The sequence below is a fragment of the Streptomyces hygroscopicus genome (genome assembly GCF_026168105.1).
Classification (GTDB): Bacteria; Actinomycetota; Actinomycetes; order Streptomycetales; family Streptomycetaceae; genus Streptomyces; species Streptomyces hygroscopicus_D.
The window spans coordinates 40,513-56,255 of sequence record NZ_LBMW01000021.1; the positions used below are offsets into that span (position 1 = coordinate 40,513).

At 66.7% G+C, this 15,743-nt stretch carries 12 protein-coding genes and 2 pseudogenes; 5 read left to right on the plus strand and 9 right to left on the minus strand.

Going from position 1 to position 15,743, the window contains the following annotated elements:
- Positions 1-501: 501 nt before the first annotated feature.
- From AAW14_RS20875 to AAW14_RS20885, 3 genes are all read left to right on the plus strand, one after another.
- The gene (locus tag AAW14_RS20875; protein WP_265565424.1) at positions 502-915 is read left to right on the plus strand and encodes a hypothetical protein; all 414 of its coding nucleotides are present in this window, start codon (positions 502-504) and stop codon (positions 913-915) included.
- 908 nt (positions 916-1,823) lie between these two features.
- Positions 1,824-3,227 (plus strand): hypothetical protein, encoded by a 1,404-nt coding sequence (locus tag AAW14_RS20880; protein ID WP_265565425.1) that lies wholly within the window; start codon positions 1,824-1,826, stop codon positions 3,225-3,227.
- 1,838 nt (positions 3,228-5,065) lie between these two features.
- Positions 5,066-6,568 (plus strand): hypothetical protein, encoded by a 1,503-nt coding sequence (locus AAW14_RS20885; RefSeq protein ID WP_265565426.1) that lies wholly within the window; start codon positions 5,066-5,068, stop codon positions 6,566-6,568.
- Positions 6,569-6,831: 263 nt separating this feature from the next.
- Here the strand turns inward: AAW14_RS20885 and AAW14_RS20890 are convergent, their stop codons facing one another.
- Both AAW14_RS20890 and AAW14_RS20895 read right to left on the minus strand, forming a co-directional pair.
- Complete coding sequence (locus tag AAW14_RS20890; RefSeq protein WP_265565427.1) at positions 6,832-7,452, minus strand: C39 family peptidase; 621 nt, start codon at positions 7,450-7,452, stop codon at positions 6,832-6,834.
- Positions 7,453-8,176: 724 nt separating this feature from the next.
- The gene (locus tag AAW14_RS20895; RefSeq protein WP_265565428.1) at positions 8,177-8,656 is read right to left on the minus strand and encodes a hypothetical protein; all 480 of its coding nucleotides are present in this window, start codon (positions 8,654-8,656) and stop codon (positions 8,177-8,179) included.
- A gap of 245 nt (positions 8,657-8,901) precedes the next feature.
- Between AAW14_RS20895 and AAW14_RS20900 the strand changes: the two genes are divergently transcribed.
- A complete protein-coding gene (locus AAW14_RS20900; RefSeq protein ID WP_265565429.1) occupies positions 8,902-9,891 on the plus strand; it encodes a CHRD domain-containing protein in 990 nt (329 codons plus the stop codon).
- A 52-nt stretch (positions 9,892-9,943) separates the two neighbouring features.
- On the opposite strand, the pseudogene AAW14_RS39780 reads toward AAW14_RS20900, so the two are convergent.
- Positions 9,944-10,096, minus strand: a pseudogene (locus AAW14_RS39780) (IS701 family transposase); the annotation flags it as partial.
- A 353-nt stretch (positions 10,097-10,449) separates the two neighbouring features.
- Between AAW14_RS39780 and AAW14_RS20905 the strand changes: the two are divergent.
- Positions 10,450-11,466 (plus strand): L,D-transpeptidase, encoded by a 1,017-nt coding sequence (locus AAW14_RS20905; protein WP_265565430.1) that lies wholly within the window; start codon positions 10,450-10,452, stop codon positions 11,464-11,466.
- Positions 11,467-11,696: 230 nt separating this feature from the next.
- On the opposite strand, the pseudogene AAW14_RS20910 reads toward AAW14_RS20905, so the two are convergent.
- The 6 genes and pseudogenes from AAW14_RS20910 to paaA form a co-directional block, all read right to left on the minus strand.
- A pseudogene (locus tag AAW14_RS20910) lies at positions 11,697-11,947 on the minus strand (enoyl-CoA hydratase/isomerase family protein); the annotation flags it as partial.
- A 9-nt stretch (positions 11,948-11,956) separates the two neighbouring features.
- The gene (paaE, locus tag AAW14_RS20915; protein WP_265565431.1) at positions 11,957-13,075 is read right to left on the minus strand and encodes a 1,2-phenylacetyl-CoA epoxidase subunit PaaE; all 1,119 of its coding nucleotides are present in this window, start codon (positions 13,073-13,075) and stop codon (positions 11,957-11,959) included.
- Positions 13,075-13,590, minus strand: coding sequence for a 1,2-phenylacetyl-CoA epoxidase subunit PaaD (gene paaD, locus AAW14_RS20920; RefSeq protein WP_265565432.1), 516 nt, complete (start codon positions 13,588-13,590; stop codon positions 13,075-13,077). The genes paaE and paaD overlap by 1 nt, the downstream gene beginning before the upstream one ends.
- Entirely contained in the window at positions 13,584-14,414 is an 831-nt protein-coding gene (paaC, locus tag AAW14_RS20925; RefSeq protein WP_265565433.1) for a 1,2-phenylacetyl-CoA epoxidase subunit PaaC, read from the minus strand. The genes paaD and paaC overlap by 7 nt, the downstream gene beginning before the upstream one ends.
- Before the next feature lie 9 nt (positions 14,415-14,423).
- Positions 14,424-14,726, minus strand: a complete 303-nt coding sequence (gene paaB, locus AAW14_RS20930; RefSeq protein ID WP_265565434.1) for a 1,2-phenylacetyl-CoA epoxidase subunit PaaB — start codon at positions 14,724-14,726, stop codon at positions 14,424-14,426.
- A complete protein-coding gene (gene paaA, locus AAW14_RS20935) occupies positions 14,723-15,709 on the minus strand; it encodes a 1,2-phenylacetyl-CoA epoxidase subunit PaaA (protein ID WP_265565435.1) in 987 nt (328 codons plus the stop codon). The genes paaB and paaA overlap by 4 nt, the downstream gene beginning before the upstream one ends.
- Between the last annotated feature and the right edge of the window lie 34 nt (positions 15,710-15,743).

Here is a 15,743-nt window from a genome sequence, read left to right on the forward strand (position 1 = left end):
GAACTGCAGTGCCGGTGAGTTGGGCTGTTTCCACTGGTCGGGGCCATGGCGACGCGGGCTTTGGCAGTCAGCGCGCCTGACGGGACGCACGGCTCAAGACCGGCATCGCGCCTCGGGCCAGGGCCGCTCCGTGGAACGTGGCCATCGGGGTACTCAGGTTCAGCGGACACACGAACATCACCGTCGGCCTCCGCCACCATGCCCGCAACTCCACCCGGCCCTTCACGACCTCGGACATCCCGTGATCAAACCGGGCAGCTCCAAAGTGACACAGTCCTGCCAACCACCCTGCCGAATTGAGATCGGCATCTGTCGAACCGCATCCTTGCTGGATCCGTGGTTATTGCTGAGAGTTCATCGAGATGTTCCGTGCAGAAATCGATAGATCCTGTCCCTGACCAGCTCTCTCAACCTCAGAAACCGCGGCAAAGGAAGCAGGCTGACATGCCTAGTCAAAACAGGCCCCCATCAGGAGTGCCAACAGGGCCCAGCGTGCAGCCTATGCGTCCTTCCACTCGGTTGCGGGAGGTAATTGTGCGAACAAATCAGAGTCTTGTACAAGCGAATCAGGACTATGTCGAGCTGGAAAAACTGGCCATGGGGGATGTCAGCCCTGAGGCGGTGGGCGCGCGGGATGTAAACGGGAAACTGGCAGACATTATGCTTGTTGCCAGTGCGGTAACCGATCACTACACTCGTGAGATCCAGAACAACCCGCTGCGCGGTCCTGAGTATTTTGAGCCCATGATCCCGCGGGTCGAGAAACAGTACAGGAAGCTCGAGGACATGCGAGGGTACCAGGCGGGCGCCAGGCGACATTTTGAGGAGGCAGTCCGTCAGCGGCAGCAGCGGGCTGCAACAGCCGCCTCGCAAAGCCCAAATGCCATTGTCCAACAGCCCAGCAGCAGTAGGTAGTTGCGAACCAGCTGCAGCCGGCCCAGCAGTGCCCGGCCCCCTGCTGCGGCGCGGGCGAGCAGAAGCGACCTGGAGGAACTACGTCCCCCTCCGGGCGGCACGGGTCGGCGCCACATTTGGGAGGCCGATCCGATACGGGCCGGCCTGTGCACTCCGCCGCATGAGGCGAGGCCGGCCCCTGTGCGCACAGCACACCTCCCCACAGGCCATGTGAACCCGCTCCCCGCCATACCCGTTGCACGAGGCGAAAGGGTTCCTGGCACCTCCCCGAGAGGCGGCAGGGTCAGGGCGGCCGTCGGGACACTCCCCGGTCCGGGCGGCCGCCCGCAAGGCTCCCGCTTGCGCGCGGCCCGGTGGCAGTACCGTCGCAGGCCAGACCCACCCCACGGCACCGAGCCGGTGGACTTCCCAAGGCAGGAAGACCCCGCACGGCACAAGGAACTGGTGCGGGGCACTTGAGGTACGGCTCGCGGTGTCCCTGCCTCGAAGCAAGCCCGCGGCACCTTCCGCTTACCACCACTGTGCGATCCAGCAGCGACCTCTCGCCTCACGCACAGCCCCGCCTGCTGCACAGAAGTACGGCTCCCGGTACCCAGCTGTCCGGCGGTTGCCGACAGCGGGTGAGACAGCGTCGCACCGCACCATGGGGCGCCGTCTTGGTGTCACAGAAGCAAGTGCAGTAGCCCCCTCCCAGTTGGCTGCATGCGCACGAGAGGAGAGATGTGCCATGGCTGAATCCTCATACGGAATCGAGCCTCCCAAGAGCGCGGGGCGGTTGACACAAACCACGGAGAGGTCCGCGTTTCGTCTCAGAACGGTGACGAGGTGACCCGGTCGGAAGCCGGGGACCGTGGTGCAAGTGCGTGACCGGACTGGCCGGAAAACGCACAGACAAGGAGCTGACCATCGTGTTGCGTAACCGTGTCGCCCTGCTCGCAGCAGCGGCAGCCTTGGGCACACTCGCCCTCACCGCCTGCGGTCCTGGCAACAACACCTCATCGTCGTCTTCCGGGAGTTCGTCCTCCACCTCCGGCCCAAGCGAACTGGGACACACCCTGGACTTCAAGCTGGGCACGGCCCAGGCCAACCATGCCCCGCCCGGTACGGGCGACTTCTACAGGGGCGCCCGCAACGCCCCCGCCGCGATGAAATGGGTGCAGCTCACTGCTGGTGCCGCGGGCCCGCTCAACCCTGTGGTGGTCGACGGCGCCGGTTTCACCCTGTACCGGTTCGACAAGGACACGGCTCAGCCGTCAAAGTCCAACTGCAACGATGCCTGTGCCACGACCTGGCCGCCGGTCCTCGTCCGCCCCGGTTCCAAGATCTTCCTAAGCGGCGTGGAGAGGTCCGCGATCGGCGTTGTGCGGCGCGATGACGGCGACCTCCAGGTCACGATCGGCGGCTGGCCCGTCTACCGGTTCAGCAAGGACATCGCGCCCGGCCAGACCAACGGCGAGGGGGTCGGCGGCACCTGGTTCGGCGTCACACCGGACGGTGCGAAGGCCCTGCCGTCCCAGGGCGCCACGCACTCCGGCCTCGACTACTTGAATGGCACCGCCCAGCAGAACAACGCTCCCGCCAACACGGGCGACTTCTACAACGGCCCTCGCAACGACACCGCAGCCATGAAGTGGGTGCAGCTGTCCGCCGGTTCGGCGGGCGCCCTGAATCCGATCGTGCACGACGGCGCCGATTTCACTCTGTACCGGTTCGACAAGGACACGGCTCAGCCGTCAAAGTCCAACTGCAACGGTGCCTGTGCCACGACCTGGCCGCCTGTCCTCGTCCGCCCCGGTTCCAAGATCTTTGTGGATGGCGTGCCCGCATCTCAGGTGGGTGTCGTTCGGCGCGATGACGGCGGCCTCCAGGTCACGATCGGCGGCTGGCCCGTCTACCGGTTCAGCAAGGACACCGCGCCCGGCCAGACCAACGGCGAGGGCGTCGGCGGTACCTGGTTCGCCGTGTCCCCGGCCGGCCAGAAGGTCCTGCCCATGTCGCAGGGCGGCAACGACCAGAACCCGCCGCAGGGCGGTAACACGGGCGCGCCGTCCGTCGCCCTCGGCAGCGGCAGCGTCATCCTGGACAGTGGTACGAACTTCCAGGAGCCGAACGGGTCCATCGGCGTGTCCGGCCCGGGGTGCAGGAGCATCCCGCCCTTCCCGGCCAAGTCCGCCCAGCTCCTCGGCGGCCCGATCAAGATCTGGTCCAAGCCCAACTGCACCGGCACCTCTGCGGTGCTGACGGCCAGTGTCCCCGACCTTTCCGCCATCGGCTTCACCGAGGATGTCGCCTCGGTACGCTTCGCCAACTGACCAGCCCGTGAAGCCGTCCGCCAGACCTGTGGCGGACGGCATCGGCCTGGACCCTTGCCACTGCGCTCCTGAACGACATGTCACAAGGACACAAGCAGTTTCGTTTGGTCTGCGTCCCATGGTCCGGGGCAAGCCGGCTCGTGCCCGCATGGTCCCACTGGGCTGCTGCGGCTCGTTGAGCAGGTGCCTGCGCGTAGTGGGTCCGATCCGGGCGGTGTGTGAACCACGGCGGGTGGGTGTGCGTAGAGCAAGGCAGAGTCTTCCGTTGGCCGCCAGCGGCGATCCATTTCCAATGGGGAGCTTTCATGCCAATGAAGCCGGAACTGGTGACAGTAAAGCTGCGGAGTTTCATCGCGAACTCCCGCATGACCCAAGCTGAATACGCGAACTCTAGAAATGTTGCTCCCGCGGCTGTCAAACATGGGGCAAGCGGCGAAGTCCGTGGCCTTGAGGGGGTGACAGAGCCGGAGCGGACGCTGCTCGATGCCGTCGCCGTCAAGAGCGCGCCGGTGCGTCTGTTGGTGCGTCTGTGTCGTCGCAGGACGTGCATACGTCATCCGGGCCAGAGGCCTGGGTCTTGGTCCGGCCCGGCACCCCAGGCTCATGTGCCGCCGGTTTCGGTGGCGGAGACTTCCCGGGCCGGTGACGCGGGTTGTGCCGTCGCGTCGGTTCGGTGGGTACCGGTGCCGGTGCCGGGAGGGCACTGCCGGTCGGCCCTGCACGGCGTCCCCTGACCGTTTTCGTACTTCATTGCTGCGGGTGGCACCGGAGCGCCCGCAGGCCGTGTACCAGGCTCACCCGTCCGCCGACCCGGGCAGTGGATCTCCTGGGGAGACGGCCAAGGGACCTTCGTCGGCTCGCCGTTGGTGGCGAACGCGAGCAGTGTCCATGCGAGCGTTCGTTTTCGCGGTCCGCCCATTTCGTTTCGCGAGGTGTTGCGTGCAAGATCCAATTCATTGTGCGATGGTTTTACAGGCCGTCGCTGTTAAAGGTGAAGGACTGAGAAACCCCCTCTCTCGGTACGTCCACGGAGAAGGGTCGGGTGGTATTCCCTCTGAGAAGTCCAGCAAAGGTGGGGACGTGTCTGCGGGGGCGGAGGCTGAAGTGCATGAGATTCAGGGCTCCGCGGGTGCATGCTGACTGCAGAGTGGGGCGGCGCCAGTTCGCTGCAGGCGACGTTGATCTGGAATTGGCGGGAGGGGAACCGCCAGGCGCCAGTCGACGGCCTGATCAACGGCCTCGCGGAGTTCGTGAAGTGGGCGGACCGGACCGTCCTCTGGAACGTCGTAGGTGGCGATCGCTGCGGAGAGTGTCCACACCCGCGTCGTGGACGCGGGTGTGGATCGCGTCGCGGCCGGTTCGGAGCCGCGCGGGGTCGACGCCGAGAGCATCCGCGATGGCTTCGAGGGTGGATTCGCTGATGCCGCGCTCGCCTCGTTCGCGCAGGGAAGACGTCGTTCGCCGGATGGTCGCCGACGTACAAGGTTTCATTCGCAGTTGCCTGGGCTGCCTCCAAACCGCCCGGCTAGCAGTGGCTATACCCACCGAAACCGGAATCCGGCAGTAGTAGTGTTGTCGCCGATGGCCTGGGCGATCGTCTGGACGCCCAGGGGCACAGCGGATGCCCCCGCGACCTCTGTCTGAGTGACAGATGGAGCCTCATCACTTGGCCGTGGGCTCCGTGCTGCGCTGTGCGAAGGAAATCAAGGGAGTTACTCATGCGAAGCGTTGGTGTCGGCCTCTCCAGCGCCGCAGCAGGGTATGGCAAAGCAGTACGACTGCTCACAAACCACCAACCCGTGCGCGCGGGCTTTCACTGGCAGGCACCCTGGACCTGGATGCGTACGCTCGTCTACGCTCCTGAGCCCTGGACCGCGAATCCGGTGGCCGGTGCGACCGCTGGACTTCATGGGGCCGAGGAGTTGGGTGGCTCGCCAGGACTTGGCTTCTCGAACACCGCAGACCCGCGGTTCGTGGCCATTACTCGCAGCCTCGGTCGAGATGGCCGCCAGCCTGTTGAACACGTGGACATCCTGCTGAGCCTGGATCTCCTTGCCGTTCGACCGACGATGGATCTCGGCTTGCCTTCGGGTGAATTGCTGCTCAGCGCCAAGCCGGGCTGGGAGGCGCCGCAACTGCATGGATGTGCCTTGCACAATGGTGCCCTCTCACTCACGGGCGCCGGTGACGGCCGCCGGATCGCCTGGGAGCGCGGCACGATACTGATCGTCAAGGACCTACCGCGTCCATCGCTCCGAGGGTTGCCTGCAGCCAGCTACATTGACATCAGTTCGAGCAACGACGACCCAGCTGACGCGCTGCGACGGGCTTCTTTCTCTCTCTTGGGAACGAGATATCACAGCGACATCCCACTGGCCCCTGGCGATGCAATCCCGGTCGATTCATCATGGCAGGAGTCCGGAAAGTATGAGTCCGTCCCGACAGAGTACCCAGGGCTCGCTGCGATGGACGAGGTATTCTTGGACGAAGACAAGGTAACCCTCGTTGTTCGGCGTTTTGGGTTCAACGGTCACGGGAGCGAATACGCACTACCCGTGACAGCGGAGCGCTCTCTTCTTGTCGGTGAGATGCGGCAGGAATACCTGTATTCAGCTGCTGCCTACGAGAGCGTGGGCGCTGACGCGGGGGCTGCAGAGATACTTCTGACGACTCCCTGGAATCCGCTGACCTTGCGGGACCTCCTCCCGGTGATGAGCGTCAGGACGGCTGATGACGCGGTTTGCCTGCTCGATCGGACACCCGATCAGTGGCAGGACGACGGCTGGGATCTCGTGAGTACGACTCATACGCCGGCGCTTCGAAACGCAGAGCCGCATCAGAGCTGGCGAGCTTCCGAGGCAGTAGTTCTGGCAGCTGCAGGAATCACGTCTTCGAGGTCCTACGAGCTCCGATCCGCAGGATTCTCATCTGTTGAGGCCGCAGTCGCGGCTCACCGAGAACGGCCGACCGCCGCAGCCATACACGCGAGAGATCTCGCTGCGGCCTCAGAGATTCCGGTGCCAGCGCAGGTCGGCGTCGAGCTCGTCACGGCCCAGGAATACGCTGCCGAGGAACTGAGCGCCTGGCGGCATGACCACCGACATAGTTGCGGCCCCGAAGGCTGGGGGTTGTGGGCGAAACTCACACGCCATACCTTCACCCTCCGAAGCGGCGACATCCGCGTGCTGTGGGAGGTGTCAAACGGGTGGTGGGCAATCAGCGAAGAAGGCGATGCGGGACAGGTCTGCATTGTGTATACGGAAGAGGGCGAAGCCCAGGATTCCTGGAAGGCCACCCAGGCGGCGTTGCAGGAATACAAGGAGCAGTTGGGCACGGATTGAGCCGTACTCCCGGACCGGAGGCCTGAAGCGGCGCGGCTGGTGGCGAGACCACCGGGAGGTGGTCGACGCGATCGTCTGGAAGCGCCGGACGGGCAGCGCATGGCCGAAGGGGCGTGGGGACTGGAAACGGAGCGTCAGCCACCGCACCAGTCCCCGGCCCTTCTCAAGGGCGCTGACGGGATGTCGCACACACGCACGCTTCACCGGGCAGCCTCATGCACGGCCGCGCGTTCGGTGGCTGGTCCTCGACTGCGCCGCGTGCCTCAGGAAACGATGACGGCCATGTGCCCGTATGTTGAGTAGCCCGCCTCGAAGGAGGACTTGGACTTCCAGTAGCGTCCGCGCGCCGGGTCGTTTATCCATACCCCGTTGGGGGTGACCCCGGTTATGACGACGGCGTGTTCGGCTGGACCTGCGTAGGGGATCCGGCGACCGTCGAAGGCGTAATAGTACGTGGCCCGCTTCGCGCGCCAGAGGTAGTCGGCCCAGACGATCACCGGGTTGCCGTTGGCGACAGCCTTGTAAAGGCGCAAGGGGGTGATGCCCTGTCCGTCAGCAAGCACCCGCAGGCCGTTGTGGCGCGCAACGGCGGCGATCCGCGGGTAGTACACACCGAAGCCGGTGTTGGAGATCTCGCCGCCGTTCGGATCCCCCACAAAGGCGATGTACGGGTCACCTGATGTCGGGCCAGAGTAACCCGCATGGGGGTGGAGGCGGTCAACGTGGATTTCGTTGAGGATTTGCCAGTCAGTCAGGTGATGGCTCCGGTAGGCCAGCACCATCCTCAAGGCGGACGCCTCGCAGTCGTCACTGAGTTGTTGGTGGTAAAAGGGAACGGACAAGGTGCGGTTGGCCGCCGAGGCAGGTGCAGCCTGGGTGAGCATGACGGCGAGGCCCGCAGAAGTGACTATCGAGGCGAAGACGGCCCCTGCGCGCGTCCGGAGTCTTGGTGAACGTGTGCCCATGTTTCTGTTTCTCCCTCTCGTGATTGAACCCACGGCGCCTCGGTCAGCTGATCAGGCGGCGATGAGTCTCGTGGGCTGTGCAGTGGCGGCTTGTTTTCCGCCTGAATCTACGAACGGCGCTCTTGCCCGCTGTGGTTCACAGCCAGAGCACATCAGCGGCTTTCGCCCAGGACGGTGGGATATTCGGCATGCAGCGAAGCCGGGTGAGCAATGCTCAAGATTCAGCCTCCCCGTTTCGCTTCGGGCGACTGAGGCGGGCTGACGGTTGGTCACTGCTGGTGTCGGCTGTCGGGCGCCGGGCGGGCATGGCTTGTGCCCGAGACCCGGGCCGGTTGTTCCATGGGTTTTTCGGGCCGTGGCGGGCGGGCAGCGACAGTGCCGGGAGCCTGGCCCCTGTTACCGCCGGGTGCGCCGTACCGGCGTGAAAGCATCGGCGGGGTGCCCGCTCGCCGACTCCGCTGTTTCGTCGGGACGTTGATCCCGTAGGTCAGTCTGGGGCTGGGCCCCTGCGGGGCCCGTGGCGGCGCCTTCGAGCACGCCGGTCAGATGCGGCACTCCCGCTGGCCCCTGGCTGGGGCGGCACCGCCCCGGAATAGGTCGGGGCCCGGCGGCAGGGGATTCCACCAGGGGAGGCAACGACGACTCAGCTGGTCTTCGCGATCAGCCTTCCATCGGCGCCCACGACGAACCACTCGTCATCCAGGCCCTGCCCGTTGATGTCTCCCGCTGCTGCATCGCCGACGTAGTAGTACAGCGGCCACTTGTTGTAGGCCGTCTGCACTGTCTTTTCTGTGCGGCTGATCCCACTGATCAGGCCCTTGTCGACCCCCGGGCCCGCGCTCGCCTGCATCCGACCGGCCAGAGCCGGCCAAACCGCTATGCACTTGGCGTCGCAGTTACTTCTGTTGGCCTTGTCCTTGACGAAGGCATAAAGAGTCCGGCCAGTCTGATCAGCCAGGACGGGCCCGAGGTCCGTTTTCACGACCTGGACCTCCACCTTCTGCTGCCCCTTGGCAGAGGCGACGGAATCCGCCTTGTCACTGGAGTGGTCAGCACTCGGACTGCAGGCAGCCAGAGCGAGCAGGAGGGGTGCAGCGGCCAGCACAGCGATACGCACACGCATCAGTCATCTCCCTGAATCAACGGTGAAGGGACGTCTGAGGCCCCTCACCCGCCCGAGTAGGCACAGCATCGGTGTACACGCACCAGACGGTCGCAAGGGTTCACCACGGTTGCCTCGTCCTTTGCGGAAATATCGAGCCGAGAGCGTCGCGGCTCGCAGGTGAACTGTGCCCCATGGGGCCACGTAGTGACTGAACGACCGCCCCTGGGGCCGACACGACTTCACCTAAACCGAAGGAGAAAACCATGCTGCGCAAGCGCTATAGGCTCCTGGCGGCTGCCGCCGTCCTCACACTGGCGACCGCGGGACCTGCGGTCGCCCGGGGCGAATACAGGGCGCATCCGACCGGGGAGGCGTCGGCGTCGAGCATGCCGGGGATGGACATGTCCCACGGCGACTCCGGCAGCTCCCAGAGCTCCTCGCCGATGACGGCCGTGCATGGGACAGCCGCCTATTTCAGGGCCAACCTGACCGGTAATCAGGAGGTTCAGGTGGCGGGCAAGCCCCGTGTCGGTGACCCGGACGGTCACGCCACGGCCTTGGTCACACTCAAGGGCAATCGCATCACCTTCGCATTTCAGTGGCAGAACATTTCGGCTCCCACTCTCGGCCACATTCACCAGGGCACAGCGGGCGTCAACGGGGACGTGAAGGTGCCACTGTTCACCACGCCCATGCCCGACACGGTCCATGCTGCCGCCGGCCAGGTTGCGGTGGATGATCCTCAACTGGCCGAGTCCCTGCGCAGTCATCCGTCGGACTTCTACCTCAACCTGCACACCAAGGAATTTCCCGGCGGGGCCGTCCGAGGCCAGCTCATTCCGGTGCGCCACCGCGTCAATCCACTTGACATCATCAATGGCACCCATCTTCTCGCCCTGGCGGACGGCGGCCAGGAGGTCAAGGTCCCCGGCAAGAAGGTCGGGGATCCCGACGGGCATGCCATCGCCTTTGTGAACGCCCATGGCAGTAGCGTTGACTACTCCACCGCCTGGGTGAACATCACCGCTCCCACCTTCGGCCACATCCACCAAGGGAACTTCGGAGTCAACGGGGAAGTGAAGGTTCCGCTGTTCACCAGCGAGATGCCGCAGAACATCTTCGCCGTATCCGGCACCGTGACCGGACAGGACCCTGCCCTGGTCTCCCAGATCCGCCGCCAGCCCCTCGGCTTCTACTTCAACCTCCACACGGGGGAGTTCCCCGACGGTGCCGTGCGTGGCCAGCTGTTCTGATGTGGCTCGCTCGGGCACGCCACCGGTAGTTCGTTGATTCCGGCAGTAGAGGTCAATGCCGTATCCGGTGGTGACCGCGTCGGTCAGGGCTTGGAGCTCGGAGGGTGGGTCCTTGTCCGTCCGGGCTCGCCACCACCGGTTGAGGGTTATGGCGGGGGTGGGCCAGGAACGGATGGCGCGTAAGCCCCTGGGCCGACAAGGATGTTTGCGTGAGGCTCCAAGAGGAGGAAGTGAACCGTTTCTCCCACGGCGTCGTAGCTCACAATGAGAAGAGACTGGGGCAACTCGATGAGCCTGGTTGCCGAGGAGCCACCAGGCGTGAGGGCGTCGGGGTCACGTCTGAGGATGTGTGGGCCGCCGGAGGCGGTCCCTCACAACGCCGTAGCGGCGCGCTCGCCCAGGGATCACGGTTACACAGTCAAGACGAACCCGTGATGGATCGGTCTTGACGGTTTGATCAAATGTTCGACATATGAGGGGCCCGGTGATGGGGCCGCCGGGGGGAAGCGCGCGGCCTGTGCGTCGCGGCGTTTCGGCGACAACGCAAGGAGCGATGTTTTGCGCAGGCATGCACAGCTGTGGGGGAAGAGGCGCGCGACCACGAGCCGGGTCAGGACCGGCATCCAGATCGCACTGGTGACCGGCGCTGTACTCGCGGGTACAAGCGCATGCGATGCTGCCGCCCACCCGGCGGCCACGTCCAACGGCAAGGCGGCCGCGGCGAAGGTGAGCGCCAGCCCCAAGCCGAGCACGCCGGCGGGGCCGCCGATGCTCCTGGACTCCATCGCTCCGCGAGACGGCTCCACCGTCGGTGTGGCGATGCCGGTGTCGGTGGTCTTCAACAAGCCGGTCGCCGTCTCGGCACGAGCCGGGGTCGAGAAGGCTCTCAAGATCACGACGTCCGTGCCGACCACCGGCGCGTGGCACTGGTTCAGCAGCACCCGCGTCGACTTCCGCCCGGAGACCTACTGGAAGCCGGGTACCACGGTCACCATCGACGCCGAGCTGACCGGCGTCACCGACGGCAACGGCCGGTACGGGACGCACAGTTACCGTCACGCCTTCACCATCGGTGACGACAACGAGGCCAAGGTGTCGGTGACGGGCCACACCATGCAAGTCACGCACAACGGTACGGTCGTCAAGATTCTTCCCATCGACGCGGGCAGTAAGAGCTTTCCCTCTTGGGACGGCACCATGGCGGTCATCGACAAGGAGGCCAAAGTCCACATGACCTCCTGCAGCGTCGGCATCAGCTGCACCAAGGGCGACCCGAACTACTACGACGTGACTCTCCCCTGGGACGTTCATCTCACCACCTCGGGCACCTACATCCACTACTCCAACGGCGACCCGCAACCCGGCCACGGCGAGGGCTCGCACGGCTGCGTGCACCTGTCGCTGTCCGACGCCAAGTGGTTCTACGACTTCGTCAAACAGGGCGACCCGATGACCATCACCGGCTCCCCCCGCGGCAAGGCCGCAGGCGACAACGGCTACGCGGACTTCAACCTGTCCTGGTCCCAGTGGCTCCAGAACAGCGGCGCCGGCGAGACAACGACCATCGCCTCCTGACCCAGCAGCTCTGGGCGGTCAGGGGTGCGCAAACGCCCGTCAGGGCACGGGTTCCGGCTCCCCGCCGCTGACGGCGGGGAGCCGGTTTCCCGTCCAGTGAGGATCCGGGGCGGAACCGGCAGTGTTGGTCTGCCCCCGCAACCGCTGCGCCGGGTGTGGAGCACCTGGACATGCCGCACGCCTCAGTGGGTTTGTGCGCCGCACCAAGGAGCTTCCCCATGCCTGATGGGTCACGTCAACGGACGTGGTGTACGGCCGAGGAGGTTGCCCGGCTCCTCCTTCACGAAGCTGCGCATCCCGCGCTCGCGGTCCTCGGCCGCGAAGAGGCCCGCGAACCAGGTGCACTCCGCCGCGAGTCCGGTCTCGGTGTCCGTCTCGAGGCCCGTGTCGATGGACTCCTTGGCGGCGCGCAGTGCGATTGCCGGCCCAGGGCGAGTTTCGTGGCCCAGGCGTGCGCCTCGCTGTACACCTCGTCGGCCGGTGGTGGTCCTCAGCCGTCGAAGTCGACGGTCAGGGCGTCGGAGAGGGGGAAGGTCTGGCAGGTGAGGACGTAGCCGGCGTCGACCTCGGCGGGTTCGAGCGCGTAGTTGCGGCGCATGTCGGCCTCGCCCTCGGTGACCATCGCACGGCAGGTGCCGCAGACGCCGCCCTTGCAGGCGAAGGGCAGGTCCGGACGGATGCGTGACGCCGAGTCGAGGAGGGTGGTGTCGCGAGGCAGGGCGGAGGTGGTGGAGCGGCCGTCGAGGACGACGGTGACCTGGCTCACCGGTCCGTCGGCCGGGGCCTGCGCGTGGTGTGCGGTGCGCACCGGTTCCTCGTCGGCGAAGAACAGTTCCTGGTGGATCCGGTCGCCTGACACGCCGAGTGCTGCCAGGACCCGCTGCGCGTCGCGCACCATGCCATGCGGGCCGCACAGCCACCAGTGGTCTGCGTCGGCGATGTCCACCAGGCCGTCGATGAGTGCGCCGAGCCGGTCGGCGTCCAGGCGGCCGGAGAGCAGGTCGGCCTCACGGGGCTCGCGGGACAGGACGTGGGCGAGCTGGAAACGAGTGGGGTGGAGGTCCTTGAGGTCGGCGAGCTCGTCGGCGAACATCACCGAGTCGGTGCGGCGGTTGCCGTAGAACAGCGTGATGCGGGAGCGGTCGTCGGCGGCGAGCACGGACTCGGCGATGGACAGCATCGGGGTGATGCCCGATCCGGCGGCGACCAGGACGTGGTGACCGGGCGTGGTCAGGTCGGGCGTGAAGGCACCGGTGGGGCTCATCACCTCGATCGTGTCGCCGGGCGTCACCTCGCGGACCAGCCAGGAGGAGAACACACCACCGGGCACCTCCCGAACCCCGATCCGCGGCCGGGACCCGACCGGCGAGCAGACCGAGTACGAGCGCCGCTCGTCGCGCCCGTCGATGCGGCGGCGCAAAGTGAGCGACTGCCCGGGAGCGAAGGCGAACTCCTGGGCCAGGCCGGGGGGGATGTCGAAACCGACGGCGACCGCGTCCTCGCACAGCCGCTGCACGGCAGCCACGCGGAGGGGGTGGAAGGCCGGGCGGCGGCGCGTGCGCCGTGCCGTGGCCAGGGCCGCGGTGCCGGCTGCCAACAGGTCTTCCATCAGATCTCCTTGACGTATTCGAACGGTTCGCGGCAGGCACCACAGCGCCACAGCGCCTTGCAGGAGGTGGCGCCGAAGCGGGAGGTCTCCTCCGTGTCGGCGGAACCGCAACGCGGACAGGGGACCGCGGGCCGGGCGGCGGACAGCACCAGAGGCACCGGGCCGGTCGAGGATCGCGGCGCCGGCCCGGGGGGCGCGATGCCGTGCTCGGCGAGCGAGCGGCGCCCGGCGTCAGTGATCCAGTCCGTTGTCCACGGCGGGTCGAGGACGGTGCGCACCTCCACCCGCTCGTACCCGGCGGCCTTCAGACGCGCCGCCACCTCGGCGCGCATCTCGGACATGGCCGGGCAGCCGGAGTACGTCGGGGTGAGAGTGGCCACGACGGTCCCGTCCGCAGTGAGCGACACCTCCCGCAGTACGCCGAGGTCAGCGAGGGTCAGCATGGGCAGCTCCGGGTCCGGCACCCGCTCGGCGATGTGCCGGGCGAGGCGTTCATCCGTCGGCGGGGTCACCATGTCGCCTCCGGGTGGGCGCGGGCCACGCTCTGCAGCTCGGCGAGCAGGAGAGCGAGGTGCTCGGTGTGATCGCCGTCGCGCCCCGCACCGGGCAACGACTGTCCTGCCGGGAAGGGCAGCCCTGCGGCCTGGGTGACCTGGCGCAGCACGGCGGCCACCTCCTCTTGGGCGTCGTACGCGGTAAACAACTCGTCCAGATACGGGCCCACTTGCTCCAGTGCGGCCCGCATCCGGCGGTGGGACTCCTCGGTGCCGTCGCCGAGCCGGACCACCCACTCCGCGGCGTACTGGCGGTGGTAGGTCAGTTCCTTCACGCCCTTCGCCGCGATGGCCGCAAGGACCGGGTCGGGAGAGGCGGTGAGGTGGTGGAAGTGCGCCAGCCGCCAGCTGGACAGCACCAGCAGCCGTGCGACGCAGAACGCGAAGTCGCCGTTGGGCAGTTCGGCCAGGCGTACGGGGCGGAAGTCCTCCGCGTCGCGGAAGTAGGCGTATGCGTCCTCCCCGCGCCCGGTGCCGTCGACCTGGCCGCAGCGCGCGTACAGCAGTCGGGCCTGGCCGAGCAGGTCGAGGCCGATGTTCGCGAGCGCCACCTCCTCCTCCAGCTCGGGGGCGCGGGTGGTCCACTCGGCCAGGCGCTGGGTTGAGACGAGGGCGTCGTCGCCGAGCGCCAGGCAGGATGCGGCCAGCTCCGCGGTGTCCACGCCGTCGGGCACGGCGGTGTCCACGCCGTACAGGGGGTCCTCGAAGCCGGTGCCGAAGGCCCAGCGCTCGTCGCCGCTTTCGTGTCCCTCGGCCAGGGACAGGTAGACGTGGTCGTCGCTCAAGTCCTGCTCCTAGATGTGGGGGACGTCGTCGGGGATGTCGTAGAAGGTCGGGTGCCGGTACACCTTGTCGGCGCTGGGCGCGAAGAACGGGTCCTTCTCGTCGCGTGTGGAGGCCGCGATGTGCTCGGAGCGCACCGCCCAGATGCTCACGCCCTCGTTGCGCCGGGTATACAGGTCCCGGGCGTGGGTGAGGGCCATACGGTCGTCGGCGGCGTGCAGCGAACCCACATGGACGTGGTTCAGGCCGCGCTTTCCGCGTACGAACACCTCATACAGCGGCCAATCGTCCCTCTGATGCTGCGTGGTGCTCATGCTGCCGCTCCCTTGTGTGCCCGGGTGGCCTGCTTGGCCGCGTGTGCGGCGGCCGCCTCGCGTACCCAGGTGCCCTCCTCGTGAGCGGTCCGGCGCCGCTCGATGCGCTGGGCGTTGCAGGGGCCGTCGCCGGAGATCACACGCTGGAACTCGTCCCAGTCGGGTGTACCGAAGTCGTGGTGGCCGCGCTCCTGGTCCCAGCGCAGCTCGGGGTCGGGCAGAGTCACGCCGAGCTTGGCCGCCTGCGGGACGGTCATGTCGACGAAGCGCTGGCGCAGTTCGTCGTTGCTGTGCCGCTTGATCCTCCAGGCCATGGAAGCGGCCGAGTTGGGGGAGTTGTCGTCCGGCGGGCCGAACATCATCAGTGACGGCCACCACCAGCGGTTCACGGCGTCCTGGACCATCTCGCGCTGGGCGTCGGTGCCGCGCATCATCGTCATCAGCAGTTCGTAGCCCTGCCGTTGGTGGAAGGACTCCTCCTTGCAGATCCGCACCATGGCACGCGCATAGGGCCCGTACGAGCTGCGGCACAGCGGCACTTGATTGCAGATGGCCGCGCCATCGACGAACCAGCCGATCACGCCGACGTCGGCGAAGTTCGGCGTCGGGTAGTTGAAGATCGACGAATACTTCTGGCGTCCCTCGATGAGCCACTCGGTGAGCTGCGCGCGGTCGGCGCCCAGGGTTTCGGCCGCCGAGTACAGGTAGAGCCCGTGGCCGGCCTCGTCCTGCACCTTCGCGAACAAGATCGCCTTGCGCCGCAGCGAGGGGGCGCGGGTGATCCACTCGCCCTCCGGCTGCATGCCGATGATCTCCGAGTGCGCGTGCTGCGCCACCTGCCGGATCAGCGTCTTGCGGTAGCCCTCCGGCATCCAGTCGCGTGGCTCGATCCGCTGATTGAGCGCGATTGTGGCGTCGAAGTGTTCCTGGAGATCCGACCCGGCGCCGCCCGCCGTCGACCGGCTTGATTGTGACGTGGCCATCTGTACCACCTTCCCCTACCGACCGTTCTTCTGG

Bases quoted from the DNA above. Each gene is read 5' to 3' on its own strand.
- AAW14_RS20900 (WP_265565429.1), top strand. From the start codon at position 8,902: ATGCTGCGCAAGCGCTATAGGCTCCTGGCGGCTGCCGCCGTCCTCACA.
- paaD (WP_265565432.1), bottom strand. From the start codon at position 13,590: ATGGTGACCCCGCCGACGGATGAACGCCTCGCCCGGCACATCGCCGAG.
- paaA (WP_265565435.1), bottom strand. From the start codon at position 15,709: ATGGCCACGTCACAATCAAGCCGGTCGACGGCGGGCGGCGCCGGGTCG.
- paaB (WP_265565434.1), bottom strand. From the start codon at position 14,726: ATGAGCACCACGCAGCATCAGAGGGACGATTGGCCGCTGTATGAGGTG.
- AAW14_RS20890 (WP_265565427.1), bottom strand. From the start codon at position 7,452: ATGCTCACCCAGGCTGCACCTGCCTCGGCGGCCAACCGCACCTTGTCC.
- AAW14_RS20885 (WP_265565426.1), top strand. From the start codon at position 5,066: ATGCGTACGCTCGTCTACGCTCCTGAGCCCTGGACCGCGAATCCGGTG.
- AAW14_RS20875 (WP_265565424.1), top strand. From the start codon at position 502: ATGCGTCCTTCCACTCGGTTGCGGGAGGTAATTGTGCGAACAAATCAG.
- paaE (WP_265565431.1), bottom strand. From the start codon at position 13,075: ATGGAAGACCTGTTGGCAGCCGGCACCGCGGCCCTGGCCACGGCACGG.
- AAW14_RS20895 (WP_265565428.1), bottom strand. From the start codon at position 8,656: ATGCGTGTGCGTATCGCTGTGCTGGCCGCTGCACCCCTCCTGCTCGCT.